Source organism: Billgrantia bachuensis (genome assembly GCF_011742165.1).
Classification (GTDB): Bacteria; Pseudomonadota; Gammaproteobacteria; order Pseudomonadales; family Halomonadaceae; genus Halomonas; species Halomonas bachuensis.
On record NZ_JAAQTO010000013.1, the window covers coordinates 47,209 to 72,768 of the forward strand.

The 25,560-nt window shown below is 64.3% G+C and carries 31 protein-coding genes; 4 read left to right on the plus strand and 27 right to left on the minus strand.

Annotation, left to right across the window (positions count from 1 at the left end):
* Positions 1-41: 41 nt before the first annotated feature.
* Together HBJ55_RS04845 and HBJ55_RS04850 are read right to left on the minus strand one after the other, a co-directional pair.
* Positions 42-569, minus strand: a complete 528-nt coding sequence (locus HBJ55_RS04845) for a DsbE family thiol:disulfide interchange protein (protein WP_167111592.1) — start codon at positions 567-569, stop codon at positions 42-44.
* 479 nt (positions 570-1,048) lie between these two features.
* On the minus strand, positions 1,049-1,471 hold the full coding sequence (locus tag HBJ55_RS04850) for a MerR family transcriptional regulator (protein ID WP_240935977.1): 423 nt from the start codon (positions 1,469-1,471) through the stop codon (positions 1,049-1,051).
* A 364-nt stretch (positions 1,472-1,835) separates the two neighbouring features.
* Here HBJ55_RS04850 and HBJ55_RS04855 point away from each other — a divergent pair, with 364 nt between their 5' ends.
* Together HBJ55_RS04855 and HBJ55_RS04860 are read left to right on the plus strand one after the other, a co-directional pair.
* A complete protein-coding gene (locus HBJ55_RS04855) occupies positions 1,836-2,558 on the plus strand; it encodes a cytochrome c biogenesis CcdA family protein (RefSeq protein ID WP_167111594.1) in 723 nt (240 codons plus the stop codon).
* Between the two features lie 48 nt (positions 2,559-2,606).
* On the plus strand, positions 2,607-3,227 hold the full coding sequence (locus HBJ55_RS04860) for a methyltransferase domain-containing protein (protein WP_167111596.1): 621 nt from the start codon (positions 2,607-2,609) through the stop codon (positions 3,225-3,227).
* Between the two features lie 42 nt (positions 3,228-3,269).
* Here HBJ55_RS04860 and HBJ55_RS04865 read toward each other — a convergent pair whose 3' ends face one another.
* Positions 3,270-4,547, minus strand: a complete 1,278-nt coding sequence (locus tag HBJ55_RS04865; RefSeq protein ID WP_167111598.1) for a Y-family DNA polymerase — start codon at positions 4,545-4,547, stop codon at positions 3,270-3,272.
* Positions 4,544-5,002, minus strand: coding sequence for a LexA family protein (locus HBJ55_RS04870; protein ID WP_167111600.1), 459 nt, complete (start codon positions 5,000-5,002; stop codon positions 4,544-4,546). The genes HBJ55_RS04865 and HBJ55_RS04870 overlap by 4 nt, the downstream gene beginning before the upstream one ends.
* 146 nt (positions 5,003-5,148) lie before the next feature.
* Here HBJ55_RS04870 and HBJ55_RS04875 point away from each other — a divergent pair, with 146 nt between their 5' ends.
* Complete coding sequence (locus tag HBJ55_RS04875; RefSeq protein ID WP_167111602.1) at positions 5,149-6,426, plus strand: MgtC/SapB family protein; 1,278 nt, start codon at positions 5,149-5,151, stop codon at positions 6,424-6,426.
* Positions 6,427-6,444: 18 nt separating this feature from the next.
* On the opposite strand, the gene HBJ55_RS04880 is transcribed toward HBJ55_RS04875, so the two are convergent.
* The 16 genes from HBJ55_RS04880 to HBJ55_RS04955 form a co-directional block, all read right to left on the minus strand.
* Complete coding sequence (locus HBJ55_RS04880; protein ID WP_167111605.1) at positions 6,445-6,807, minus strand: DUF1428 domain-containing protein; 363 nt, start codon at positions 6,805-6,807, stop codon at positions 6,445-6,447.
* A 42-nt stretch (positions 6,808-6,849) separates the two neighbouring features.
* Entirely contained in the window at positions 6,850-8,097 is a 1,248-nt protein-coding gene (locus HBJ55_RS04885; protein ID WP_338071967.1) for an RNA polymerase sigma factor, read from the minus strand.
* A gap of 9 nt (positions 8,098-8,106) precedes the next feature.
* Positions 8,107-8,466, minus strand: coding sequence for a YciI family protein (locus HBJ55_RS04890; RefSeq protein ID WP_167111607.1), 360 nt, complete (start codon positions 8,464-8,466; stop codon positions 8,107-8,109).
* Between the two features lie 87 nt (positions 8,467-8,553).
* Complete coding sequence (locus HBJ55_RS04895; protein WP_167111609.1) at positions 8,554-9,603, minus strand: EscU/YscU/HrcU family type III secretion system export apparatus switch protein; 1,050 nt, start codon at positions 9,601-9,603, stop codon at positions 8,554-8,556.
* Entirely contained in the window at positions 9,600-10,445 is an 846-nt protein-coding gene (sctT, locus tag HBJ55_RS04900; RefSeq protein WP_167111611.1) for a type III secretion system export apparatus subunit SctT, read from the minus strand. The genes HBJ55_RS04895 and sctT overlap by 4 nt, the downstream gene beginning before the upstream one ends.
* 6 nt (positions 10,446-10,451) lie before the next feature.
* Complete coding sequence (locus HBJ55_RS04905) at positions 10,452-10,721, minus strand: EscS/YscS/HrcS family type III secretion system export apparatus protein (RefSeq protein ID WP_167111613.1); 270 nt, start codon at positions 10,719-10,721, stop codon at positions 10,452-10,454.
* Between the two features lie 5 nt (positions 10,722-10,726).
* Positions 10,727-11,383 (minus strand): type III secretion system export apparatus subunit SctR, encoded by a 657-nt coding sequence (gene sctR / locus HBJ55_RS04910; protein ID WP_167111615.1) that lies wholly within the window; start codon positions 11,381-11,383, stop codon positions 10,727-10,729.
* The gene (gene sctQ / locus HBJ55_RS04915) at positions 11,376-12,518 is read right to left on the minus strand and encodes a type III secretion system cytoplasmic ring protein SctQ (protein ID WP_167111617.1); all 1,143 of its coding nucleotides are present in this window, start codon (positions 12,516-12,518) and stop codon (positions 11,376-11,378) included. The genes sctR and sctQ overlap by 8 nt, the downstream gene beginning before the upstream one ends.
* Positions 12,506-12,994 (minus strand): hypothetical protein, encoded by a 489-nt coding sequence (locus HBJ55_RS04920; protein WP_167111618.1) that lies wholly within the window; start codon positions 12,992-12,994, stop codon positions 12,506-12,508. The genes sctQ and HBJ55_RS04920 overlap by 13 nt, the downstream gene beginning before the upstream one ends.
* On the minus strand, positions 12,991-14,328 hold the full coding sequence (locus HBJ55_RS04925; protein ID WP_167111620.1) for a FliI/YscN family ATPase: 1,338 nt from the start codon (positions 14,326-14,328) through the stop codon (positions 12,991-12,993). The genes HBJ55_RS04920 and HBJ55_RS04925 overlap by 4 nt, the downstream gene beginning before the upstream one ends.
* Entirely contained in the window at positions 14,325-14,921 is a 597-nt protein-coding gene (sctL, locus tag HBJ55_RS04930) for a type III secretion system stator protein SctL (RefSeq protein ID WP_167111622.1), read from the minus strand. Before sctL ends, HBJ55_RS04925 begins: the two co-directional genes overlap by 4 nt.
* Complete coding sequence (locus tag HBJ55_RS04935) at positions 14,893-15,588, minus strand: type III secretion protein (protein ID WP_167111624.1); 696 nt, start codon at positions 15,586-15,588, stop codon at positions 14,893-14,895. Before HBJ55_RS04935 ends, sctL begins: the two co-directional genes overlap by 29 nt.
* Entirely contained in the window at positions 15,585-16,376 is a 792-nt protein-coding gene (sctJ, locus tag HBJ55_RS04940) for a type III secretion system inner membrane ring lipoprotein SctJ (protein WP_240935979.1), read from the minus strand. Before sctJ ends, HBJ55_RS04935 begins: the two co-directional genes overlap by 4 nt.
* A gap of 5 nt (positions 16,377-16,381) precedes the next feature.
* Positions 16,382-16,753 (minus strand): hypothetical protein, encoded by a 372-nt coding sequence (locus tag HBJ55_RS04945; RefSeq protein WP_167111628.1) that lies wholly within the window; start codon positions 16,751-16,753, stop codon positions 16,382-16,384.
* Between the two features lie 111 nt (positions 16,754-16,864).
* On the minus strand, positions 16,865-17,044 hold the full coding sequence (locus HBJ55_RS04950) for a hypothetical protein (protein WP_167111630.1): 180 nt from the start codon (positions 17,042-17,044) through the stop codon (positions 16,865-16,867).
* A gap of 53 nt (positions 17,045-17,097) precedes the next feature.
* Complete coding sequence (locus tag HBJ55_RS04955) at positions 17,098-17,886, minus strand: hypothetical protein (RefSeq protein ID WP_167111632.1); 789 nt, start codon at positions 17,884-17,886, stop codon at positions 17,098-17,100.
* A gap of 4 nt (positions 17,887-17,890) precedes the next feature.
* On the opposite strand from HBJ55_RS04955, the gene HBJ55_RS04960 reads away from it, so the two are divergent.
* Positions 17,891-18,658 carry a tetratricopeptide repeat protein gene (locus HBJ55_RS04960; RefSeq protein WP_167111634.1) on the plus strand — a complete coding sequence of 256 codons (768 nt, stop codon included), beginning with the start codon at positions 17,891-17,893 and terminating at the stop codon, positions 18,656-18,658.
* A 49-nt stretch (positions 18,659-18,707) separates the two neighbouring features.
* On the opposite strand, the gene HBJ55_RS04965 is transcribed toward HBJ55_RS04960, so the two are convergent.
* The 7 genes from HBJ55_RS04965 to HBJ55_RS04995 form a co-directional block, all read right to left on the minus strand.
* Positions 18,708-19,136, minus strand: coding sequence for a hypothetical protein (locus HBJ55_RS04965; RefSeq protein WP_167111636.1), 429 nt, complete (start codon positions 19,134-19,136; stop codon positions 18,708-18,710).
* Positions 19,137-19,153: 17 nt separating this feature from the next.
* Positions 19,154-20,491, minus strand: a complete 1,338-nt coding sequence (locus HBJ55_RS04970) for a type II and III secretion system protein family protein (protein WP_167111638.1) — start codon at positions 20,489-20,491, stop codon at positions 19,154-19,156.
* Between the two features lie 44 nt (positions 20,492-20,535).
* A complete protein-coding gene (gene sctV / locus HBJ55_RS04975) occupies positions 20,536-22,743 on the minus strand; it encodes a type III secretion system export apparatus subunit SctV (RefSeq protein ID WP_167111640.1) in 2,208 nt (735 codons plus the stop codon).
* Positions 22,740-23,072, minus strand: coding sequence for a type III secretion protein (locus HBJ55_RS04980; protein WP_167111642.1), 333 nt, complete (start codon positions 23,070-23,072; stop codon positions 22,740-22,742). Before HBJ55_RS04980 ends, sctV begins: the two co-directional genes overlap by 4 nt.
* Positions 23,069-23,467, minus strand: coding sequence for a hypothetical protein (locus tag HBJ55_RS04985; RefSeq protein WP_167111644.1), 399 nt, complete (start codon positions 23,465-23,467; stop codon positions 23,069-23,071). The genes HBJ55_RS04980 and HBJ55_RS04985 overlap by 4 nt, the downstream gene beginning before the upstream one ends.
* A 37-nt stretch (positions 23,468-23,504) precedes the next feature.
* Positions 23,505-24,743 carry a SctD/MshK family protein gene (locus tag HBJ55_RS04990; protein ID WP_167111646.1) on the minus strand — a complete coding sequence of 413 codons (1,239 nt, stop codon included), beginning with the start codon at positions 24,741-24,743 and terminating at the stop codon, positions 23,505-23,507.
* Positions 24,744-24,874: 131 nt separating this feature from the next.
* Positions 24,875-25,072, minus strand: coding sequence for a hypothetical protein (locus tag HBJ55_RS04995; protein WP_167111648.1), 198 nt, complete (start codon positions 25,070-25,072; stop codon positions 24,875-24,877).
* Between the last annotated feature and the right edge of the window lie 488 nt (positions 25,073-25,560).

The window sequence follows — 25,560 nt, forward strand, 5'->3', positions numbered from 1 at the left end:
GCCACCGCCGCTTTCGCCTGCATTGGCCCCACGTAAAGGAGTCACCGCTGCCACTTTTCCACTTCTTGCGTGATTTGCTCAACATCTTTTGGGGTAATATATCCCGTGTGCTTATAACGAATAATACCCTCCTTATCGACCAGAAAGCTTTCTGGCGCGCCATAAACCCCTAACTCGAAACCCAAGCCACCTTCCGGATCGAAAATATTGAGCTCGAAGGGATTACCGTACTCCTCAAGGAATTCCAATCCCTTTCGCTGAGTGTCCTTGTAATTGATACCTACCAGGCGCACTCCACGTTCGGCCAAGTCCAATAGCTGTGGCATTTCCTGCTTGCAGGTTGGGCACCACTCTCCCCAGACGTTCACCAGGGTCACCTCGCCCTCGAATAGTGACTCGTCAACACGCCGGGAGGGGGCTTCAAGTGTCGTAAGATTAAAAAAAGGGAACTTTTGCGCCAGTAACGCCGAATCTCTCGCACTGGGATCCATGCCCAAGCCTCGGTAAAAAAACAAACCCAAACCCAGGAAAACCAGCAAGGGTAAAAGCAGTAACAATCGCCGTTTCACGCTTGTGTCTCTTTAAGGTGAGCAAACTCGTCACTTATTGACGTCATGATTCACGCTTTATCGCAGAAAAGAGATATTTAAGAGCACGGCAATGCCAAGCCCGAAGGCAATGATCAGCAGGATGGCTATCAGGCTCATCCCCCCAATTCCCCATGCGCATGCTTCATTTCCCATCATATTTACTCTCCTCTTTTGCTGCTTGGATCTGGCCAACCTGGTTCTCTTGCGTTTTACCCGTTGGTATCCGGCCTGAAGCGATGCAACCGTAGTGATTTGGTCAGCACGTAGGTGCCGCGCCCTTTCCTACCTGTATCGCTGCTTTTGCATGGCCAGGTTCACGTGGGCGTCGATGACCCACGGATGCTGGCCGAGCACCCGCGCCACTCGCCCGACAAAAGAAGCACAGGACATGCCCCTTGATTTTGATATCGATCTTCTGCGGCATCACTGGCGCTGCGCCACCAGGGCTAAGATGTCGATTATTCGGATTTCTCGGCGATGGCCTCGACGATCGGGCAGCCTTCTCGCATCGGCCCTTCGCCAGTGCATTCTGCAAGGGTCCTCGACAACAAGGCCTCGATCCGCGAGAGGTGCTTGATCTGTTCGCGAACTCTGTGCAGCTTTTCCTTGGCGATACGCTTGGCCTGCGCCCGATCACCGTTGGCATCCTGAAGAATCAACAGCTCACGGATCTCATCGAGCGTGAAGCCCCATTGCTTGGCATGCACGATGAATTGCAGCCTGTCTACGGCATCCAGGGGGAAGCGTCGGTAGTTGGCTTCCGTTCGCTGAGGAGCAGGCATGAGCTTTTCCTTTTCGTAATATCGGATCGCCTGGCTGGCGACCCCGCTACGTTCAGCAAGCTCACCGATACTAAGTGTTTGCATGGCTTCACCCCACAACGCGAATGGAACTTCCAGCAGCCCGCCTAGGCTGGATTGCGTGAAGCTTTAGCGTGGCTTCGGTTGGTCCCGCTTGCAAAGGTCACTTCCAACCCGGGCACTTCGATTCCATCCTGGAGAGCGCACCTGGAGGCCTTCGTGAGAGCGAGACATTGAAGCCAACCATCACGGCACACGATAACCTTGAAGTTAACTTCAAGGTCAAGGTCGCTCATGGATTCATTTGAAGGAATATTCTTATTCAATAATTTACAGTTGACCTTGAAGCAGATACACCCCTTAGAATTCCTGCCGAACCGAATACGAAGCAGGCAGTCGCCACAGGCTGGTTCACGCCTAATGCATCACCAGGAAGCGTAACGTCTTGGAATCATTATCATCTATTGGTCTGATCGGCGCTTTCGCCGGCGGGTTGGTTTCCTTCTTCTCGCCCTGCACGCTGCCGCTGCTACCTGCCTATCTGTCGGTGGTCACGGGGGGTAGTGCCGGCAAGGCCGACAGGCGCCTGGAGGCATTGATTCTCAGTGTCTTCTTTATCTTCGGCTTCAGCATCGTGTTCATTTTGTTGGGGCTCGGAGCCAGTGGAATCGGCCAACTGATGCGGGGATATCGCCAGGAGTTCAACTGGGTCACCGGTTCCATTGTGATCGTGCTGGGCCTGTTCATGACCGGCGTGTTTCGGTTGCCGCTGTTCCAGCGCACCTTTCAGTTCACACCGAACGTCCAGGGCGGCTCCCCATTGTCGGCGACAGTGTTTGGGGTATCCTTCGCCATCGGCTGGACCCCCTGCATCGGGCCCATCCTGGGCGCCATTCTAATGGCCACTTCAAGTGCCGCCAGCGCCCAGGCCGGCATGGTCTATCTCAGCGCCTATTCGGTGGGCATGGCGCTGCCCTTCCTCGCCAGTACCCTGCTGATCAATCGGTTCGCCCTGCATCGAAAAAGTCTGGGGAGATGGAGCGCCTATACACGCCCTGTCGCCGGCACTATCGTGATTCTGATGGGCATTGCCATTGCTTCGGGCACCATGACGCGGCTTTCCAGCATTATGGTCGACCTGTTTCCCTCCTTGGCGACACTGGGGTAGCCGGCCCCTCTCCCGTCATCCAGACAATTCAGAAGGCAGTAATCGCTGATGTCTTTATACGAGCAGTATGTTCTGCCCCACCTTCTCCACTTGGCATGTGGCAATAAAGTAGTCGACCGACAGCGGGCGGCAGTGGTGCCGGCGGCACGAGGCCGTGTCCTGGAGGTCGGCATGGGATCCGGCCTCAATATTGCCCACTACGACCCGAGCCGGGTCGAGCTGGTCTGGGGGCTCGAACCCTCAGAGGGCATGCGTCGCAAGGCCCGACATAATGTCGCCGGAGCGCCCTTCGAGATACGCTGGCTGGACTTGCCGGGGGAAGAGATCCCTCTCGAGGACCATAGTGCCGATACCGTGGTGCTGACTTATACGCTGTGTACGATCCAGGACTGGAGCCGTGCCCTCGACCAGATGCGTCGCGTCCTCAAGCCCGGTGGCCAGTTGCTGTTCTGCGAACACGGCTCGGCGCCCGATGAGGCCGTGCGACAGTGGCAGGATCGCATCAACCCCTTATGGCGCAAGGTGGCGGGGGGTTGCTATCTCAACCGCAACATACCTGAGCTCGTCAAGCGCTCGGGCTTCAACATCCAGCGGATGGAGACGGATTACCTATCGAAGGTCCCGAGATTTGCGGGGTTCAATTTCTGGGGAGCCGCGGTTCCCCGCTAATACACCCTCGAAGCATGTTGCGATCCGTGCAGGCCTACCGACCTACCCCGTTCGAACCCGCACCAGCTCATCCCAGCAGGTGGTGTAGCGCTGGGTACGATGCTGACAACGCAGCGCCCAGGCGTTGTCCTTGTGCGGCAGGCCGAAGCGCACGGTGTCGCGCCCCATCTCCCGGTTGAGATGGTCGAGGGTTGCCATCAGCCGACGGCTGCGATCGCGTCGCCGCTCGTCGGCGGGCTCATCCAGCAGCGACAGCTGGCAGCGCTCGGCATCCACCAGGTCCAGCAGCATTACGCCGCATTTCTGGTAGCGGTGCCCCTCGAGAAAGATCGCCGCCAGCGCCCGGCGCGCAGCAGCGAGAATGCTCGGCGTGTCGTTGCAGGGCTCCGGCAACGACACGACGTGGCTGTTGGCGTATTGGGCGTCCCCCAGGCGGTGCGGATTGGTGCGCACGAAAACGAGTACCGCACGGGCCAGGCTGGCCTGTCGGCGCAGCTTTTCAGCCGCCCGCGTGGCATGCTGCCGCGTGGCGGCCTGCAGGTCGACAAGCTCGCTGCTCAGCCTGCCGAAGGAGCGCGATACCAGGATGCGCTTGCGCGGTACGGACAAATCCTCGAGCTCGATGGCCGAATGACCGCGCAGTTCCCAGACGATGCGCTCGAGTACCACCGAGAAGGCATCGCGAATCCACTTGGGATCGGCCTGCCGCAGCTGCCAGGCCGTCTCGATGCCCATCAGCTTCAACCGCTCGGCCGTACGCCGGGCCACGCCCCACAGGCCAACGACCGGTAGTTGCTCCAGTACCTGGCGGGTCATGTCGCTGTCAGCCTCGAGCAGGCAGACCCCCTCGTAGGCCGGCTCACGCTTGGTCAAGCGGTTGGCCAGCTTGGCCAGCACCCGGGTGGGAGCCAAACCCACGCCGGCCGGAATACCGGTCCAGCGTCGCACCGTCTCGCGCAACCGCTGGCAATGGGCTTCCAGCGCCCCGGGCTCGAAGCCGGAAAAGTGCACGAAACTTTCATCGATCGAATAGAGCTCCACCGCCGGGGAGAACTCGGCGAGCACGAGATTCATCCGGCGCGAAACATCGCCGTAGAGGGCATAGTTGCTGGAAAGCAGCACGGCCTGGCGTCGGATGGAGGGAGGCAACTGGTGCAGCGGCGCCCCCATGGCCACGCCCAATCTTTTCAGCTCCCGCGAGCGTGCCACCACGCAGCCGTCATTGTTAGAGAGCACGCCGACCGGCACCCCTTCCAGGCGTGGGTCGAAGGCTCGCTCGCAACTGACGTAGAAGCTGTCGCCATCGACCAGGGCGATCATGCCGGCGCCCCCGGAAGCGCATGGATCACATGCGTCACCACGCCCCACACATGGCATTCGCGCCCTTCCAACGGAATCGGCGCAAAACGCGGATTACTGGCCAGCAGTACGGTTCTCCCACGCTGATGCGCCAGCCGCTTGACGGTGAGCTCACCGTCCACCGCTACCACGATCACCCGTCCCGGCAACGGCTCCAGGCTGCGATCCACCACCAGCAGGTCACGGTCGTGGATGCCGTCGCTCTGCATCGAGTCCCCCTCGGCGCGTACGAAATAGGTGGATGCCGGACGTCGCACGACATGCTCATGCAGGTTGAGTTCGTCATCGAGATGATCGTCGGCGGGACTGGGAAAACCGGCCCGTACCCGACAGCCCAGCAGGGGCTGACCGCAGGTCTCGGTAGGTGCCGAAGCCCCGCCGACGACATGTAGCGCGGGAGGTGAAGCGAGCGTCATGGGAGCCCTCACAATAACTGTATTCTCATACAGTATTCGCCAACTCCCCACCGGAAGGCAACTGTCCCACCGTCGCTGGCATCGAATTGATCAAGGCTTCGTTACAGACCACTCTGAATGGCAGAACTTTCAGGGACGAGGATGAAATGGAAGAAGCTACTCGTGAGTTTCTTTTCACCAATAGGGATTTCATCGAACTCGGCGTAGCGCTGCTGCTGGGTGCTCTGATCGGCATCGAACGCGGCTGGGTCGCCCGCGAGCGGGAGTGGGGCGAGCGGGTCGCCGGGGTGCGCACCCACGCCTTGGTGGGACTGTTCGGGGGCGTGGCGGCCCTGCTCTCGGAAGTGCTCACGCGCTGGGCCTTTCCGCTGGTTTTCCTGGCCGTGGCGATCATTGCCCTGGTCGGCTACCGGGCCCGCATGGAGCAGACCCGCGACTACAGCATTACCGGGCTGGTCGGGTTGCTGCTGACCTTCTGCTTCGGCGCCCTTGCGGTCGCGGTGGACATTGGGCTGGCCACGGCCTGCGCGGTGGTCACGGCGCTGATCCTCGACAACAAGCGCGAGATTCATGGCCTGCTCAACAAGCTGCAGGCCAACGAGCTCGACGCCGGCCTCAAGCTGCTGTTGATCAGCGTGGTGATGTTGCCGCTACTGCCCAACGAAGACATGGGCCCTGGCGGCGTGCTCAACCCCTACGAGATCTGGTGGCTGGTGGTGCTGATCGCCTCGATCTCGTTCGTCGGCTACTTCGCCGTGCGCCTCGGCGGCACCGAGAAAGGCATCCTGTTCACCGGGCTGTTCGCGGGGCTCACCTCCTCCACCGCCCTGACCCTGCAGTACGCTCGCCAGGCGCGCCGCGAACCGCAGCTCGCCCCGATGCTCGCCGCAGGCATCCTGCTGGCTTGCGGCACCATGCTGCCGCGCCTGCTGCTCTATGCCGCGCTGCTCGGCCCCGCGATGCTGCCGCGACTAGTGGCACCGCTAGCGGCCATGGGCGTGACGCTCTACCTGCCGGCGCTGTGGCTATGGCGCCGCCATCGCCGCGGCCTCAAGGCCGACCGGCCGATGACACAGAACCCCCTGGAACTGCGCGCCGCGCTGATGCTCGGCGCCCTGTTGGCGATGGTCATGGTGCTGGGTGAATGGCTACGCGCCTGGCTCGGCGCTGCCGGCGTCTATCTGTTGGCCGCCGTTTCCGGCATGGCGGACGTGCATGCCGTTGCCTTGTCGCTGAGCCGCATGGCCACGAGTACCATCGAACTCACCACCGCCGTGCTGGGCATCGTGTTGGCGGCCTCGGTCAACAACCTGTTCAAGGTGGCGCTGGCCGTCAGTGCCGGCAATGCTCATCTGGCCCGCTGCATTGCCGGCCCGACATTGGCCTCCGCGGTGGTGGGGCTGGCTGTCGCCTGGCTGTCTTAGGGTCTGTGGTTCCAGGATCTAGGGCATCCTCAGCGCCTCACGGAATCCTCCCCAGATCATTCGCTTGCCATCGAACGGATGGTTTGCCGGATCCATCATGTCGGCCATGCGCGGGTCTTCCATCACCTTGGCATTGATGCGATCACGCTCCTCGCGCGAGGGGTAGAGGATCCAGGAGAAGATCACCGTCTCCCCCGGTTCGAGCTTGACGCTCAGCGGGAAGGAGGTGTGCTCTCCCGGCGGGACGTCATCGGCCACGCACTCGACGTACTCCAGCGCGCCGTGCTCGCGCCAGATCTCGCCGGCCCGCCGGGCCATGTCCAGGTAGGCGTCGAGATTCCCTTCGGGAACCGGTACTACGAAACCATCGACGTAGCTCATGGTATGTCTCCTGAGTGATGGGTTGGGGTGGGCCGAGAGGCCTCATCCCTCTTTCGAGCCAGCCAACGGCAAATCGACATCGGCGGCGTTCGCCATTACCTCGCGCAAGCGGCATTCGAGGAAACGTCGCTCGGCGTCGTGGGTGACCAGTTCCAACGCCTCACGGTAATGCACTGCCGCCTCGTCAAGACGGCCCAGCCGGCGCAGCAGGTCGGCACGCGTCGCAGGCAGCAGGTGATAATTGGGCAAATGGATCTTCTCGAGCAGCTCGAGGCCCATTTCCAGCCCATCGGCCATGGCGATCGCCACGGCCCGGTTGAGCGCCACCACGGGCGTGGGCTGAAGGACGTAGAGCAGGCTGTAGAGCGCGGCGATACGCCGCCAGTCGGTTTCGGCCGGTGTCGCCGCCCGGGCATGCAGGGCCGCGATGCCGGCCTGCACCGCGTAGGGGCCAAGCGGGTTGCCGCGTAGCGCCACCTCGATATGGGCGGTGCCCTCCTCGATCTCGTCGACATTCCAGCGCGTGCGATCCTGCTCCTCCAGCAGCACGATGTCGCCAGCCTCGTCGGTACGCGTGTCACGCCGGGAATGGTGCAGCAGCATCAGCGCCAGCAAGCCGCGCGCCTCGCGCTCGGCCGGCAGCAGCCGCACCAGCATCCGCCCCAGGCGAATCGCCTCGGCACAGAGGTCGCCGCGCACCCAGTCGTCGCCGAAGCTGGCCGCGTAGCCTTCGTTGAAGATCAGGTAGATCACCGCCAGTACCGACTCCAGGCGCTCACCCAGCGCCGTGTCATCGGGCACCTCGAAGGGTATGCCGGCATCGCGGATCTTGGCCTTGGCTCGCACTAGCCGCTGGGCCAGGGTCGGTACCGGCACCATGAAGGCGCGGGCGATCTCCTCGGTACGCAACCCGCCCAGGGTATGCAGCGTCAGTGCTACCTGGGCGGGTCGGGCCAGAGCCGGGTGGCAGCAGGCGAAGATCAGGCGCAGGCTGTCGAGCGGCTCGGCCTCGAGGTCGCGTTCCAGCACCAGTTCGAGGTGCTGGCGCAGCTCGTCGCCCTTGCGCTCGCGCATCTGCTGATGGCGCAACTGGTCGACCACCTTGTGGCGGGCGGTGGAGATCAGCCACGAGGTCGGGTTAGGCGGCCAGCCCTGGGCCGGCCACTGCACCATCGCCGCCTCGAAAGCCGCCTGCACGGCATCCTCGGCCAGCTCGAAATGGCCGAACCGGCGAATCAGGCTGGCCAGCACACGGCCATACTCGCGGCGATAGAGATCGTCCAAGGTCACGCAAATCCCTCACAGTCGATAAGCGGGATCCACCGGTCGCACCTCGACCGAGCCGCCGACCCGCAGCGGCGGGATGCGCCGCGCCAGCCCCAAGGCCTCGTCCAGGTCGCGGCACTCCACCACGTGAAAACCGCCCAACTGTTCGCGGCTCTCGGCGAAGGGCCCGTCCAGCGTCACCACCTTGCCGCTCTGCTCGCGCAGGGTAGTGGCCGAATCCACCGACTGCAGGCGGGCACCGCCGCGATAGTGGCCACTGGTGACCATTTCCTGGATCAGGGCGTTATAGTCGTTCATGACGGCGTCGCGCTCGCCATCCGGCAGGCCGTTCCACAGCGCCTCGTCGATACAGCACATCAGCATGTATTGCATGGCAGTTTCTCCTGGTCGTTCACAAGACTAGCTCATCGGCTGTCACTCATGAGTCGTACGACCTTCCTCGGAATCGACATTTTTCTTTTAGATCAACCCAGCCGCCACCAACTCGTCGGCGACCGCCTGGAACGTATCCTGAGGCACCGGGCCGCCGTTGCCGGCCTGCTTGGCGATTCGTGCCGCCAGCCCTGGCCGGTTGGCCACGGCAACCCCCTGGGCGGCGGCCGCTTCGAAGAGCGCGGCGGACTGCTCGGGAGAGGCCTTGCACACCACCACCGGTACGGGAGTCTCGCCCTTGACGTAGCGTAGCCCCACCAGCCAGTCGCCGGCGGCGCCCAGCATGAGCGAGGCGTGCTCCACGCCGGTTCTTGCGGTGTGGGCGTACATGTCGCGCCGCTCGCGTTGACGGGCACGACGGATCTCGGGGTCTCCCTCCAGGTCCTTGCGTTCGCGCTTGTGCTCGGTTCGGGTCATGCGCTGGTCGCGACGGAACAGCCAGCGCTGCATCAGCACGTCGATTATCCCGACCGCGAGAAACGCGACCAGGGCGGTGATGATCAGCGGCTCGAGCAATGCCATGAAGATACCGTCCAGGCAATCGAAGCCGCAGCGCGGCGAGTCCATCAGGGTTTGCAGCCCCAGCCGAAAGACAATCACGAACGCCGTGCCCAGCGCGACCATCTTGATCAGCGACTTGACGAATTCGATCACGCCGCGGGCCGAGAAGATTCGCTTGAAACCCTCGGCGGGGTTGATGCGCTCGAACCTCGGCTTGACCGGGTCCACCGAGAATACCGGGCCGCGCATGATCAGGATGTTGGTCAGCACGGCGGCCACCACGGAGATGACGATGATCGGCAGTACCGAGCGAACCACGATTTCCGCCCCCAGCGCCAGCAGACGTGGCCACAGGGTATCGAACGGTTCGTGATTGAGGCGCGTGGTGGTGCTGATGAGATGGCGAACTCGCCGTTCGATGCCGCTGGCGGCCATGACGAGATAGAGCGTGCAGCCCAGCATCACCATGGCGGTGACCATGTCCGAACTCTTGTCCACCTGCCCTTTCTTGCGCGCATCGCGCAGCTTCTTCTCGGAGGGCGGCAGCGATCTCTCTTCGCTGGGTTTTTCGCTCATACGCGCTCCTGCTCTCCAGGCAACCAGGAAGTGCCTCCAAGCAGCGTCTCGAGGCGTCGATAGCCATCACCCAGCGTGCCGAGCTCCTCCACCAGCAACGGTACCAGGAACACGATGTAGAGCAGCATCAGGAAGGTGAAGAGCAGATTCTTGATCGCCAGCGACAGCGAGAACACGTTCAGGCTGGGCGCCATGCGTGCCAGGTAGGCGAGCATCAGGTCGGCGACCAGCAGGGCGATTACCAGCGGTGCGACCATCATCACGCCCACCCGCATCACCTGGTCCAGCATATCCAGCATCGTCAGGGCGGTGCGTGACTCCAGCACCGGCACGAAGCGCTCCACCGGCCACAGCGCATAGCTCGCATAGAATCCCTCGAGCATGATCATGAAGCCACCCGAGACGAAGAACAACGCCACCAGGGTCACCACCAGCAGCGTGCTGGTGACACCCGACTCGGTGCTCCCCATCGGATCGAGCAGTTGCCCCATGGTCGAGGCACGTTGCAGGTCGACCACTTCCCCCGCCACCTCCGCCGCCCAGAATGGTATGCCAAACACCACGCCGATGACGGCGCCGATCATCAGTTCCTTGATCAGCAGGGCGGCGAGACCGAAGGCAGACAACGGCCCCAGTGACGGCAGCGCGGAGAAGATGAACGGTATCGCCGGCAAGGCGATGGTCACGGCAACGGCAGAGCGAATCATCCCGGTCAGGCCGAGCCGGTTGAAGGCCGGCGTGATCAGGATTACCCCCAATGCCCGGGTCATGCCGATGGAGGCGGCCACGAGCATGGGGTAGACCAGCTCGGTAAGGAGGGGAAAGAATTCCTCGAAGGCCATGGGACCTCAGCGCGACCAGGCGGCGAAGTTGTCCAGCACCTGATCGGTCAGGTTGACGAGCTGCCCCACCAGCAGCGGCCCTCCCACGATCAGCACCAGCATGATCACGATGACCTTGACCGCCTGGGGCAGGGATTGATCCTGAATCTGCGTCAGCGCCTGCAGCAGGCCGATGCCGAAGCCGATCACGATTGCCGCCAGCAGCGCGGGGGCGGACAGCAGCAGCACGGTCCACAGGGCATTATTCATCAGCGTGAGGAAGATCTCGCCGGACACGGTGGCTAGCCTCCGTAGCTGAGGATCAAGCCGTGCATCAGGCGCGACCAGCCGTCCACGGCAACGAACAGGAAGATCTTCAGCGGCACCGAGATCAGCGGCGGCGCGACCATCACCATGCCCATCGCCATCAGCACGTTGGCCACCACCAGGTCGATGACCAGGAACGGGATGTAGATCAGAAAGCCGATCTCGAAGGCACGCACGAGCTCGGAGGTAACGAAGGCCGGAATCAGCACCACCAGGTCGTCGTCCTGCAGATTCGCGCGCGCCTGCTCCGACCAGATGTTCTGCGTAGCATCGATGAAAAAGACGCGCTCGCGCTCGTTGGCGTAGAGCGACAGGTACTCCTGCAGCGGCCCGCGCAGCAGCGTACCGGTCTCGCGTATGTCCTCGACGCTCTCCAGCGACCCGCCGTGGTTCTCGAGCCGGTAGGCGATCTCACCGACCAGCGGCGTGGTGATGTAGACCGTCAATACCAGGGCGATACCGTAGAGCACCAGGTTGGGCGGTGTCTGCTGGATGCCCAGGGCATTGCGAATCAGGAACAGTACCACGGCGATCTTGAGAAAAGAGGTCATGGTCACCACTGCCAGGGGCAGCAGCCCCAGGCCGGCCATGACGATGATCATGCCGACCAGGTTGGGCTCGAACTCACTCATCGCCCGTGAGCCTTACGATCTGCACACCCAGGCTGTCGCCGATCTCCACCAGCCGCCCCCGCCCCATGGGCCGCCCATTGACGACCAGGTCCACGGCGTCCTCCGTCGGTCGGGACAGCGGCAGCACGCTCCCCGGCCCCAGTTCGCGCAGCTCGCCGAGCGTCAGCTCCAGGCGGCCGAGCTCGCACACCAGGCGCATCGGCAGGCCATCCAGGGCCGCCGCATCCGTGGGCGGCGGTTTTGGGTTACGAGAGTCTACTGCCATGTCGTCACGACTCCTGTCGTCATTGAGGGGATTTTGGCTGGGGGAATCGCTACCAGCCCGCGCCGAACCCGGCACACCAAGGCCTTCGCCATGCCTGGCAGATGGTGACGTGAGCAGCTTCAGGCCATCTTTCTGCTCCACCACCTCGGCCATCGGGCGCCCGGCGATCGCCAGTGCCTCGACCGGCCGTTTGAGCAGCACCACGTCGCCCGGCATCAGGCCGCGCAGCTCGTCCAGTCGCAGTCGTTGATGGCCGGCAACCCACTGCACGGGAATGGGCAGCGCCGAGCAGGGCCGAGGTTCGACGGCTGGCAGCGCGTCCAACAGCGGTGCGACGACCTGCATGGCGGCGGCGCCCAGCGACAGCATTAGTTGCCCGGCGAGCCCATCGGCCTCCAGGCGCAGCGAAATGCATATGGCCACGGCCTCCTCGGTCATGGGGGCCGCCTCATCCAGGCGCAGGGCAACGCCTAGGCGCGCTTCCAGAGGCTCGATCCACTCCAGCAGGGCGTACTCCAGCCACAGCGCCGTTAGGTCGGGCTCGCACCTCTCCAGTCCAGCGCGCAGCGCCAGGTGCTCCGTCAAAGCCGCCAGGCTGTCGTCGCCAAGCCGCAGCAGCGCAGGAGCGCCGCCTATCGATAGCCCCAGCGCCACGGGCAAGAGAGACGGTTCGGCTTGCGGGACGATGCGCAACCGCAGCACCCGCTCACCCAAGGAGAGAGCTAATGCCGGGCGCGGGCGGTGCAGCGCGTTGAGCATGGTCACTTGCTCAGGCGACAACCGGGGCAAGCACGCGGTCATCACCGAGTTCACCGTTCTCGCCATCGGATCCTGCCGCTCCGTCACTGGCATCAGGTCTAGCTTCGCCATTCCGGCCCTCCGCGCGGCAAGCAGTCCTCGAGGTCCGCCTCGCGGCGGCCCTCCTGCACGATGCGATCTCCCCCACGGCGTCGCTCGACCAGTTTCCCCAGCGCCTGCCGGGCATGGGAGCGCTGTTTCCAGACCTCGGCCTGCCGGGCACACTCCTCGAGCAGCCGGCATTGCTCTCGCTCAGCCGCCGAACGCGCGTCGGCCAGCTCGGCCCGGCGCCGCTGATGTTCGTCGATGGCCTGGCGCGCCTGCTCCAGCTCCGCCGGCGACAGGGTCGCCCCCTCAGCCGCTTCGAACCATGCCTGCTCGAGCCGGTCGAAGTCGCTCTGCTCGCGCGCCAGGGTAAGGTCGAGCTCCTCGATGCGGTACGACTCGTCCCGACAGCGCCGTTGCTGCGCCGCCAGGGTGGCCTCGGCCAGACGTTCGCGCCGCTCACGCAGCGCCATGAGTTGCTCGAGGCGGAATCGATCGGTCATGACAGCAGTTCATCCATGCGTTTCAAGGTTTCCTCGAAGTTGCTGTGTTCCCTCTCGCTCTGGCGCAGGAAGGCTTCGATGGCGGCATGCCTGGCTACCGCCTCGTCGGTAAGAGGGTCGTTGCCCTCGCGATACTCACCGACCTGCAGCAGCAGCTCGACGTCGCGATGGCGCGCCAGCAGATCGCGAATCCGGCCGGCGTTGCGGCGCTGCTCGTCCCCGATGACGGCATCCATCAGGCGGCTGCGGCTGGCAAGGACGTCGATGGCCGGAAAGTGGTCGCGCTTGGCCAGGTCGGCGCTGAGCACGATATGGCCATCGAGAATGGCGCGCGTCTCCTCGGCGACCGGATCGAGGCTGCCGTCGCCCTCGGTGAGCACGGTATAGAGCGCGGTGATACTCCCGCTGGCCCCCGGTCCCGCCCGCTCCAGCAGGCGCGGCAAGGCGGCGAAAAGCGAAGGCGGGTAGCCGCGTCGGGTTGGCGGTTCGCCGGCGGCCAGGCCAATCTCGCGCTGGGCGCGGGCAAAGCGAGTGATGCTGTCGACCAGCAGCAGGACGTCGCGTCCCTGGTCGCGGAAGTGTTCCGCCACGGTGGTCGCGACCATGGCGGCCCGCGCCCGTTCGATGGCCGGGCGATCGGAAGTGGCCACCACGCAGACCGTGCGCTGCCGGGCCTTGGCATCGAGCTGCACGTCCAGCAGCTCGCGCACTTCGCGGCCGCGTTCGCCGACCAACCCCAGCACGATGACCTCCGCCTCGCTGCCGCGCACGATGGCGGAGAGCAGCGACGACTTGCCCACTCCGGGCTCGCCGAAGATGCCGACGCGCTGGCCACGTGCCACGGTCAGCAAGCCGTCGATGGCTCTAATACCCAGCGCCAGCGGATGCTGGATCAGCTGTCGCGCCAGGGGGCTGGGGGGCTCGGCATGCACGGGGCAGATGCGCAGGGCGTCGAGGCCGCGCTCCGGTGCGGCATCGATGAAGGTGCCCAATGGGCTGATCACCCGCCCCAGCAACGCCTCCCCCACCGGCACGCCCTGCGGCCCGCCGGTGGCGATCACCTCGGCCCGGGTGGACATGCCCTGAAGGTCGCCGATGGGCGAGAGAATGGCGTGCTCCTCCTCGAAGCCGATCACCTCAGCGGCAACATGACGCCCGCTCAACGGGTCGCGCAGGTAACACAGCTCACCGATGCCGGTGCCGTCGACGCTGGCATGCACCAGCAGGCCGCGAATGCGCCGCACCCGGCCGTGTACCGGACGCAGTTCGGCCTCCTCCAGTCGCGCACCCAACCGCGGCAGCAGCGCCTCGAGATCGATCTCGGGGGGCGTCATCGACGCGGCTCCTGGCCACTCGCCAGCGCTCGACGCAGGGCGGTCAGTTGGGCATCGAGCCCGACATCGACGATCGCCACCGGGCTGACCAGCAGGCATTGGCCCGGCCCCAGTTGCGCATCGCCTTCGACGCGATAGGCGGGGCCTTCGGGTATCGACGCCCCCTGGGCCAGCAGCGCTTCGACGGCCGCCACGCGCTCCGGCGCGACGCGCACGCTGACTCGCATGTCGTGGCGCAATTCGCGCAGTGCCTGGCGCGCGCAACGACTCACCAGCTCGGCGTCGTCGAATTCGCCCAGGATGCGGCGCACCATGCGCAGGGAGAGTTCGGCCAGTGCCTGATCGAGCCCCGCCAGGTAGCGCTCCACCCGCTGGGTGGCCTGCACCAGCAGCTCGGCCGCCTGAGCCTCGCCTTCCCGACGCCCCTCCTCGAAGCCGTCGGCGTAGGCACTGGCGGCGGTATGCCGGGTTCTCGCCTCCACCTCCCTGGCATGCGCCCGGGCGCGCTCGAGAAAGGCGTAGCCATCGATCCAGGCCTGGGCCTCGTCGCCACGCAGGATGACCTTACCCGGACGTGTCGGCAGTTGGTGCATGCTCTGACTCCCTGATCTCGGCGTCGACGATGGCGGCTGCGCAGCGTACGATGCGCAGCCCCTGCCGGCGGACCTCAGCGGTAGCGTCCGGTACCTCCTCCTCCGGTAAGCCGCTGGCCAACCCCAGCCTCAGCCAGGCGGCGAGTTCGGGTGGCTGCTGCGACAGCCAGGCCGAGACGCAGGCCTGCCCGTCGCGCTCGACCGCCTGCGCCAGCATCTCGATGTCGTCATCGCTCGCTGTCGCCCCCGCCAGCTCGCGGTTGGCCAGTGCGGCGGCGAAGGCGGCGTCGCCGAAGCGCTGCTTGAGTGCCATCACGCGCGGCGCTCGAATCTCGCGCACGAAGGCGGCGGCATGGCTGATCACGCCGCAAAAATGGGCCAGGGTGCCGCCGGCCCGCGCCGGCAGCGCCAGCAGCCGGGCGTCCTCTTCGGTGGGTACGGGCAGCGCCTCGGGCGGCGTCAAGCCATGCCGCTCAATCAACCGCTGCGTCAGACGGCGCTGAAAGCGAGGGTGACGCATCAGCGCCTCCAGGGTGGTGTCGTCGGCCATTCCCCCCAGGCAATCCTGCAGCCAGGGGCGCGCAATGCAGCGCGCCGGCGCCTCGACGAAGGATCGCCAAGCCGAGGCCGACGGCTCCCATTCGCTGACGGTATGCGCTCCGCTCATGTCGGCGGCTCCAGGTCGTAGGACGCGCGCCGGCGCCGCTGCCAGGTCATCCACCCCACCGTTCCGGCCAGGCCCAGCAGGGCGACGGCGAAGATTCCGAACAGCCAACTGACACGACCGACGCTGCTCGCCGGCATGGCGATGCCGAGAAAGGCGCTCGTCTGCGGTGGCAGTATTTGCACCCGGGGCTCCAGCCTGACCGCCGCCACCGGCACCACCGATACGTTGTCGTAGGAGAGCCCGGCAATGCCGTTGGCCACCAGCGTCTTGATCCGCGGGATCAGCGGGCCCACCTCGAGTTCGGGCGCGTGGCGAATGAACACAGAAGCCGACGAGGGCGTGCTGTCCTGGCGCACCAGGTCGTTCTCGGGCAGCACGACGTGTACCCGAGCCGTGAGAACGCCATCGATCTGCGACACCGTATGCGACAGCTCTTCGCTGAGTGCATAGAGCATCTGTGCACGCTCCTGCACCGGCGACGAGACCAGGCTGTTGCCCTGGAAGACCTCGCCCAGATTGGAATATCGCTCCTGGGGAAGCCCCAAGCGATCGAGTATCTCCACCGCCTCGGCAAAGCGATCCTCGTCGACGGTGACGGTCATGCGACCGCCATCGGCGGCGACCCGCTTGGCGGGAATACCGTGCCTGGACAGCGCCGCCACCATGACGTTGGCCTCGCGCTCGCTGAGGTCGGTATACAACTCGATGTCACACGCCTGCAGCAATAGCGCCACGGCGAGAATCGACAGCGCTCTGAGCCAGCCCCTGCGTCGTTGAATAAGTGGCAAGCCGCTCATCCCCGCAGCAGCGTCGAACAGGCGCCCGACGTCTGGGCGGCGCAGGACGCCATCAACCGCGACTCGACCGCATGGTCGAACAACGAACCGAACGCTTCGATCATGCGCTCGAACTCGGCGTCGCCAAGCGCCTCGGTATTGGCGCCACCAGCGCTCTCGCCGCTGTCGGCGCCCGACACGGCCCGCGAGGCATCACTCCCCTCGCCGCTCTGGCCGGAGAACGCCTGCATCCGCTCGAGGGTACCTTCCAGCCGATCGAGGATGCTCTCGCCCAGCTCGGCCGGGGTCACGGCCTGCAGGGTCGAGCCGGAAGCGCGAGCCATGTGTTCGAACAGATTCTGCTCGGCAAGCGCTCCGGAATTCGCCATACCCTCCGCCATCGGGGCGGGCGTCGCACCTGTCGTCATCGCGGACATCATCACGAATCACCTCATAACGTGTGCCTGAACGGCAGGCAATTCCTGCCGCATTCGTGCCGATCAGCCTTCGTCCTTGAGCATGTCGCCGGCATAATCCATCAAGTGCATCATCGCCAGGGATCCCACTGCCTGGCCGACGATGGCCTGGGCCTGAGCGTTCTCGACGGCAGCATCGAAAGCCTGCTGGTCCGTGCTGGAGAGGTCGTTGCCACCAGGTGCACCTACGGCTTCAGTCGCCATGATCGCTTCCTCCTTTTCTTCTCTACGTTTCGCCTATTGCCTTCGTTTCGCCGTCACTCGCTGACGGCGGTCTCGGTCGTTCCGCCGCGAAACACCCTGACAGCGGATGGGCCGCGCGGGGTCGGTTGACGCAGACGCTCGACGTGCCTGGCCACGCTGTCTATCCATGCCGGCGGCCCCCAGGCCTGGAGCGTCGAGCCGCCATCCACCAGCCGCACCCGCAGCGGCGTACCGATGCGGGATGCTTCGATGTTTTCCATCAATTGCTGCGAGTCGATTCCATTGAGTTCGAAGCGGCGCTGGGACATCTCTCCCCGCGTGGCGACATGCAGTACACCGCCATCGAAGAACCAGGCCAGGCCGTTGGCTGCGCTGATCCTTTCGAGGAATTCTTCAGCGGTACCGGCACGTATATCACCTCGCACCCGCCCTTTTACTTCACGCGAAATCTCTACCGGAAGCGACAGGTTATGTCCCATTTCCCGGAGCACGTCGCGCACATCCTGATCGATTATGACGTAGCGATACTCGCGCTCCTTCCACTCTTCCATTGGCCATACGTTTGCCTGCTCTTCGGCAATGCAATTCCCTGCTACAGTGGCCAAACCCACGCCAAGAAGAGCGAATATTGCATAACTATTTCGCACCGATACCGAAAGAACTTTTCCTATACCAAGAAGGATAAAGGTGCAGTAGTATCGAAACGTCTTTGCCTGACGAGGTGACAGGCTTCCCTGGAATACCCGCAGCGGAAAGCTCCTTGAAAGGCGCTTTCCACGCCAAGCAAACTCGGAGCGTGCTTCCACATACGAGGAGGTTTCATCGGTGATGCGTAACGACATACGAATGGCCGCTCTCCTGCTCTCCTGCCTGACGCTCGGTGCCTGCTCGACCACCGGCAGCGGCCAGGGCGGGGAGGAAGCCCGCCTGCTCAGCCTGGCGGACGACATCGGCCAGCGCGGCGACCACGCCACGGCCGCCGCTATGTATGAGAGGGCGGCGGAGCTGTCTGCCGACGATCCACAGATCCATGTGCGGCTCGGCAATGCCCGGCTCGATGCCGGCAACGCGGAGGCCGCCAAGGCTTCCTTCCGTACCGCTCTTACTCTCGATATCGAGAACACCGATGCCCTGCTGGGGCTTGGCACGGCCCAACTGCGCCTCGGCGAGGTCGAGAGTGCGATACGCAACCTGCAGAAGGCGGCGCCGGAAGTAGATACTCTGGCTGCCTGGAGCCGCCTGGGTGCCGCCCATGCTCTGATGGGCCAGGGAGAGTCGGCGCAGCACGCCTTCTCCCAGGCGGCGGCACTCTCGCCGCACAGCCCCGATGCCCTCACCAACCTGGCGCTGGCACATTCGCTGACCGGAGAGGACGACGAGGCCATCGAGCTGATGCGTCGTGTCAGCGACTCACCGCTGGCCGAGGGGCGCCACTTCCGCAACATGATCCTGATATTGGTGCTGGCCCAGGAGCTGGAACAGGCCCACAGCGTCAGCCTCCCGGAAATGTCCCCCAGCCAGCGCCAATCGCTGATCGAACAGGCTTCACGCATCGGCGAGATCGCCGACCCCGCCACCCGGGCCCGCGCCATGGGCCTGGCCATGGCGCGATAAAGCACCTGAGGCCAGGCGCCCCGGGAGAGCAGTGGCTGCAGGTGCATGCTCACAGGTCCCCCGTGGTGACGCTGCGGCTGGCGGAACCGCGCGCTTCCGACTCGAGCACGACACGCCGGCTGTTGGCGCGTTCACGGTCTTCCAGGCGCTCACGGGCCGCCGCCGCTACCGGGGCGCCCCGTGCGGCCCCCATCTCGCGGCCGTAGAGCAGATCGTTGGGGCGCTCGACCATGGCCTGCAGATTGAGATCGTTGGCACAGCCGGGCGGCAGAGGGACGATGCCGGCCTGCCCGGGTGACACCCCACAGCTGTTGGGCGCAATGACACGTCGCAGCGCCTCGGCATCGTTCCCCGCGGGCTCGTCCACCTGGCGATAGCCGCTCTCCCAGGAGCTCGGCCCCATCGACGAGACGCAGCCACTCAGCAGCAGAGTCAGGGGGAGAAGTCGCCAGGATCGCCAGCTTGTGTGATAGCGCATGCCCTCGTTCTCCTTGTTCATTGCAGATGAAAGCCGAAGGGGTCGTCACTCGCGACCCCGTAGGCGCTGCTCGTGTCGAGCATCCCCTCGTCCCCGACGACCCGGGCATGATCCATTGGCTGTCGCACCGACGACGGCGACGAGACGGGTTCGACGATATAGGGGGTAATCAGGATCACCAGCTCGGTTTCGTTGCGCTGGAAGCGCCGCGAACGAAACAGATTGCCGAGGATCGGGACATCACCCAGCACCGGGACACGCTCGATGTTGTTGAAGGTGTCACGCTGGAACAGGCCGGCGATGGCGAAGGTCTGGCCGCTGCCCACCTCCACCAGGGTATCGGCGCGCCGTACCTGTAGCCCCGGCACGCTGATGCCCCCGATTTCCACGCTGCTGCCGGTCAGGCTGCTCACCTCGGGACGTACCTGCAGCGAGATACGGTCGTTGGGCAGCAGCGCCGGCGTGAACAACAGCGAGACGCCGAACTGCTTGTACTCGATGCCGACCAGGTCGCGATTGACCGGCACCGGGATCGGGATCTCGCCGCCGGCCAGGAAGCTGGCGGTCTCCCCGGTCACCGCGGTGATGTTGGGCTCGGCCAGGATCTGCAGCAGGCCGTTATCCTGCAGCGCCTGCAGCAACCCATCGATGCTGTCCCCCCCGCCCCCCAGGGTGCCGAAGGTCATGCCGGCCTGAGAGCCGGGCAGCACACCCAGCGACAGGGAGCCGTTGTTGATCAGCGCGCTCCAGCTTACGCCGTACTGCAGCAGCTCCTCGCGCGACACTTCGGCGAAGCGCACGCGCAGGTTGATCTGGGTGCTGCCCTGGTAGGTGGTGGCATCCAGCGCTCGCCCCTGTTCCGGCGTGTGGCTCTCGAGCGTCGACTGGATGGCCATGGCACTGCCGACATCCGTGCTTTCTCCCTCCGCCACCAGTTGGTTACCGGCCATGCGCAGCATGATCGGCGCCCCACCTCCCGCCTCCTGCAATGCCTGGTTGACCGCCTGGGCGCCGTCACGCACCTGCAGGCGCATCGACGCCTGGGTACGCTCGTCCGCACTCAGCACGATCAGGTTGGTATCGCCTCGGGCCTTGGCATAGAGGTAGATCACTCCGGGAGAGACGACCTGTACGTCGGCGATCTCGGGGTCGGCCACGAACACCGACTCGGCCGGCTCGCCGAAGCGCAGGATGCGCCCCTGCCCGGTTTCCAGCGTGAGCCCCTGTTCCCCGCTACCGTCGGCACTTTGAGCGTGCGCGGAAGCCATCAGCACGAGCCAGGACAACAGCGCGGCCAGGCAGCGAAGGAGTACCGGGCCGAGGGAGGGAGGAAATAACGAGGGTCTGGCTGCCATCGCAGTCACTGCTCCTTGACGGGAGGGGTTGTCATTCGAATTGCTCATTCCGCTTCACCCTTGGGCGCGCTGGCAGCTTCGCCATCACCCCGCGAGTGCGATTGCGGCAACCTGACCTGGGCCAGCGACTGGAGGCTGAACTCCGGCGCCACCTCGGACCAGGCGATCACCGGCAGATCAAGCTCGTGTCGTCTCGCCCACTGCTGCAGTACCGGACGCACATCGGCGGAAACCACCACTACCGGCGACACATCGCCGTCCAGCGCCTCCAGGCGCTGTTGGAACCAGCGGCTCAGGGCGCGCGACAGCGATGCCGGTACGCTGCCGCTCCTGGCGGCGCCATCGGTACTGCGCTGCGTGGCGCGGATGGCCTCTTCGAGCTGGCGGGTCACCACCCAGGCCGGCAGTACCCGATCGGCGCGGGCGAAGCGATGGCAGATCTGGCGCGACAGGGCGGCCCGAATGCGCTCGGTCAGGCGCGGCACGTTGGCTTCCTGGGGGCCCCAGGTCACCACCGCCTCGAGGATGGTGCGCAGCGCGCGCAGCGGAATACCCTCGTCCACCAGGCGGCGCAGGATGTCCGAAATCTTCTGCAGCGAGACCACGCGCACCGCCTCGCCCACCAGCTCCGCATAGTCCTGCTCCATGCGCGACAACAGCGTGCGGGTCTCCTGAATGCCAACGAACTCTCCGGCATAACGAGCCAGGGTGCGTTCCAGACACAGGCACAGCACCTGATCGGCCCGGCGATAGCCGATCCCGGCCTCATCCAGGCGCTCGACCTCCTGCACGGCCACCCAGTGCCCCGAGTGCCGACCCAGCGGCGATGGATGCTCGACGGCCTCCACCTCCAGCAGCTCCAGATGCACGGGATCGTCGTCGAGCAGCACCTTTTCGGCGAGAAGCTCTCCCTGCCTGATCGGGACTTCATCTAGCTCGATGGCGAAATGGTCGGCTTCCAGCGACGCATCGACATGCAGGCCGACGTCCGGCATCTCGATCCCCAGGCTCGCTCCGGCCCGGCGGCGCGCCTCGTCGAGTTCCCAGCGCAGGGCATCAAGAGAGAGTGCTTCGGCCAGCGAAGCCGACAGGCATAGCACCACACGATGTGATTCACCCGACTCCGGCACTGTGCCGGCGTTAGGCGCGGACTCCTGGTCAGCCGCCGTTGCCGCTTCCCTAGTGGGAGAGGGAGCGGCGCCAGCCGCCATGGGTGCCGGGGACGAAAGCTCCCCTCCGGTATCGACCTGCGTCGCCAACCTGCGCTCTCGGCGACGTATCACGTAGGCCGCGAAGCCCAGCCCGGCCGCCAGGGTGAGGAAAACGCCGGGAGCGAACCCCGGGATGAAGGCAGCGAAGAGCAGGATGACGGCGGTCAGCCCCAGCGCCCGGGAACTCCTGCCGAGCTGGCCGACGATCTCGCTGCCCAGGTCACCGCTGTGGCCGGAGTTCGAGCTGACCCGTGTCACTACGGTGCCGGCGCCAACGGCGATCAGCAGTGCCGGGATCTGGGCCACGAGCCCGTCGCCGACCGTCAGCAGCGAATAGGTGTTCACCGCCTCGCCGAACGGCATGTCCCGCTTGACCATGCCGATCGACAGGCCACCGATCAGGTTGACGCAAAGGATCACCAACCCGGCGATGGCATCGCCCTTGACGAACTTCATCGCGCCGTCCATCGCCCCGTAGAGCTGGCTCTCCTGCTCCAGGCGCTGGCGCCTGCTGCGCGCCTCTGCCTGCTCGATGTCGCCGTTGCGCAAGTCGTTGTCGATGCTCATCTGCTTGCCCGGCATGGCATCGAGAATGAAGCGGGCGGCCACTTCCGCAACCCGTTCGGCCCCCTTGGTGATCACCAGGAACTGGGCCACGGTGATGATCAGAAACACCACCAGGCCGATTACCACTTCGCCGGCGATGACGAAATTGCCGAAGGCCGACACGATCTGCCCGGCATCACCCTCGAGCAGGATCAGGCGCGTGGTGGTGATCGACAGCGCCAGGCGGAACAGCGTGGCCAGCAGGATGATCGGCGGCAGTGATGAATACTCGACCGGGTGCGAGATGTAGAACGCCACCACCAGGATCAGCAGACTGAAGCCAATGTTGATGCCGATCAGCGCATCCACCAGCGCCGTCGGCAGCGGGATGATCATCATGACCACCGCCAGTACGATGAACAGCGCAATGACCACGTCGCTGCGCTGGGCAGCCCGCTGGGCGACGAGATTGAGCTTCGCCAGGGCCGCGCTCATGCCTCCCTCCGCTGCTGCAGGTAGTCGCGAAAACGACGCCGGGCCTCATCCTTCTGCCCAGCCACCCATAGCACCCGGCTCTGCAGCAACATCAGCCCGGGCGAGGCTCCCTGCAGGCGTTCCAGGCGCTCGATCGCATCGAGCGCCCTCGGCGTGTCGCCTACCGCGATGAAGGCCCGGGTCAGCGTGTGCAGGATACCGGCATGATCGGGGGCGATATGCGCCGCGATCAGCAACAGCACCAGACCACGCTTCGCTTCGCCGCTCTTGAGGTAGAGATGCCCCATCATGTGCATCAGCTCTGCCGCTCCCTGGTCACCATCTCTCATCGCTCGAGCTCCTCGGCCTCGGCACGTCGTTCCGCCCACTCCAGGCGCTGCGCGATCTCCTCGTTGAGCAGTTGCGCTGCCATCTCGACGACCTCGGCTTGCGTGTCCATCTCGGGCAAGACCGCATCGACCACATGCTGCAGCAGCCCAATGCTGCGCTCATTGGCATAAAGCGAAGGATCGCCGACAGCGGGCTGCGCCATGCGCTCGATTTGCTCACGCAGCGTGCCACCCTCCTGGCGACGCGCCTGGCTGCCCTCCACCGCCCTGGCGAAATCGGCTTGTCGCTCCGGATCGACGGGCTTGCTGCCACCGGCCTCGCCGACATGAGGCACTGTCCCTGCGCTGGTGCGGAGACGTTGATCGTCATGAATACGATCGGCGGTGACTCTCATGGCGTCGCCTCCATGGCAAAGGGCCGGCAGCGTTTCGCTACAGCGTCAGGGAGAATTCATCACTGCCACGGCGTACCGTGACGCGGTTGTCGGCGATCTCGGCCAGCACCCAGCCCTCCTGGAGGGCGGCACCGGGGTAGAGGCGTTCACCCCGAGGGCCGACGACATAGGGATTCTCACCGAACCACACCGCCTGGAACTGCAGGGCCGGCGAATCGGTCGACAGCTGCGGACGGGCTTCGCTGATCAGCAACTGGCTACCGCCATAGTGCTGGTCGAACCAGAGCTGCACGTCGCGCCACTCGTCATAGCGTTCAGGGGGAAACTCACCGTCGACAATCAGGTGATTGCCGGCATCCCGGACCTGCAACCCCGCCAGCCTAACCTCGGCGAGGCGCTGAGCCAACGCCTCGCCGGGTGGCGTATCGACGACCATCAGCGAGCGGGCCGCCTCGGCGGCCTGTGGTTGCAGCATGCCCGTGGAATGGAGCGCGCTGGCAGAGATGCTGGCCCCCGCCGTGCCGACGCCAACGAGCTGGTAGATGCCGATGATCGCCAGGGTCGTGCAGAGTGCCGTCACCGCGGTGCTGCGCCTGGCCAGAACATATGCCGGACCCTGGCGCACCTGAGCCAGGCGTTGGCGCCAGTGCGCCGGGATCGGCGCCCGACGCCATTGACGGGAGACGAGGCTTACCAATGGTGCGAACCGGATACCGAGGCGTTGATTCACCGGCGCCAGGACTCGCCCGATGCGAGACCACGACTGCACCAGCTTGCCTCGAAGTGCCAATGCTAGGGGTAAAGCGAAGCGCTGCAGGGCGGCTCGCAAAGGTGCCAGCCGACGCCTCAGGGCAGCCCTGACTACGGGCACGCTTGCCTGCACACGGCGCTGAAGTGTGCCCATCCCTCGTTGGGCGTTCTGCAGGGCTGGGGGAAGCATCAGCTCAGGGCGGGTAAGCGTGAGCTTCACTTCGCCAATGGCAAGGGTGACCGGCAAAGGCGTACGCCAACCGGTACCTTTCGCCAGCGGTTCACCGTTGGCCTCGACAGCACCACCGACCGCCTCGATGGCCACCATTCGCGCGTGAAAGCGCAGAATGACATGCTCAGCGGCAACGTCGGCATCGCTCAGTATTACGTCGCAGCGGGTCGCAGAGCCGATACGACAGACCGGCTGTTCGAGCGGCACGGATACTCCCACATGAAGGCCGCTCCTCACTTCCAGCGTGGAGAACACCTCGGTCGTCGGCATCAAGAACGAAGTCACGGAAGCCATGGATGCCACCTGTCATGAAATACCATCAAGCCCGAGCCCCCATCTCGAACATGACGGCAGCCAAGATACGCAGCCTGGATTGCGAAAGCCTGGACGGACGCTGGTGCCCGCCAGCGTCCGTCGTGGCAGTGTCAGTTATTGGGACGTGCCGCCCTGGCCGTGTCGACCTCGGTGTTTCCCTCGGTCTTGACCTTACTGACCTCCATCGATTTCTTGGCGGCTTGGTCGAAGACGTCTTTTAGCTGCTGTACATCGATGCCACCGCCGCCACCGGCACCTGAAACACCATCAGCAGCTTCTTTCTTTTCCTTGATCTTGAAGATCGCCATGCCATGTCTCCTTTTAGGATGGAAAATCTGAGCAGCGGCTACCCGTCTCCTCAACTCTTATAAGCACGCCGAGGAAAAAATTAGACCGGATGGGTTACCGCTCCACCAAATCATAGACAAACGAACAGCTAGTGCAATGCAAGAAAGGAGAAAAAAACGACTAAAAACCACTTATCATGAAATTTAATAAATACATATAAAGCATGTTGAAAAATACAATAACATTTCGCGATGAATTATTAAAAACCTCCCTCAACCACACAAAAATTACGCTTTGATTAAGATTTGACATCACTTGCCCCGCCCCTGCAATCAAGAAATCCCTTAACGCCAAATCTTAAGCCATAGAAGAAGAATTCGGCGCGCAGAAAAAAACGCCTAGAATTATCTATAATTCAAAAAATTCCTTATCATGCCACCCTAACCATGTCAGCCGCATGTCTTTCACTCCTAATACCATTTAGGTGAGTCAGAAAATACTGCGGATA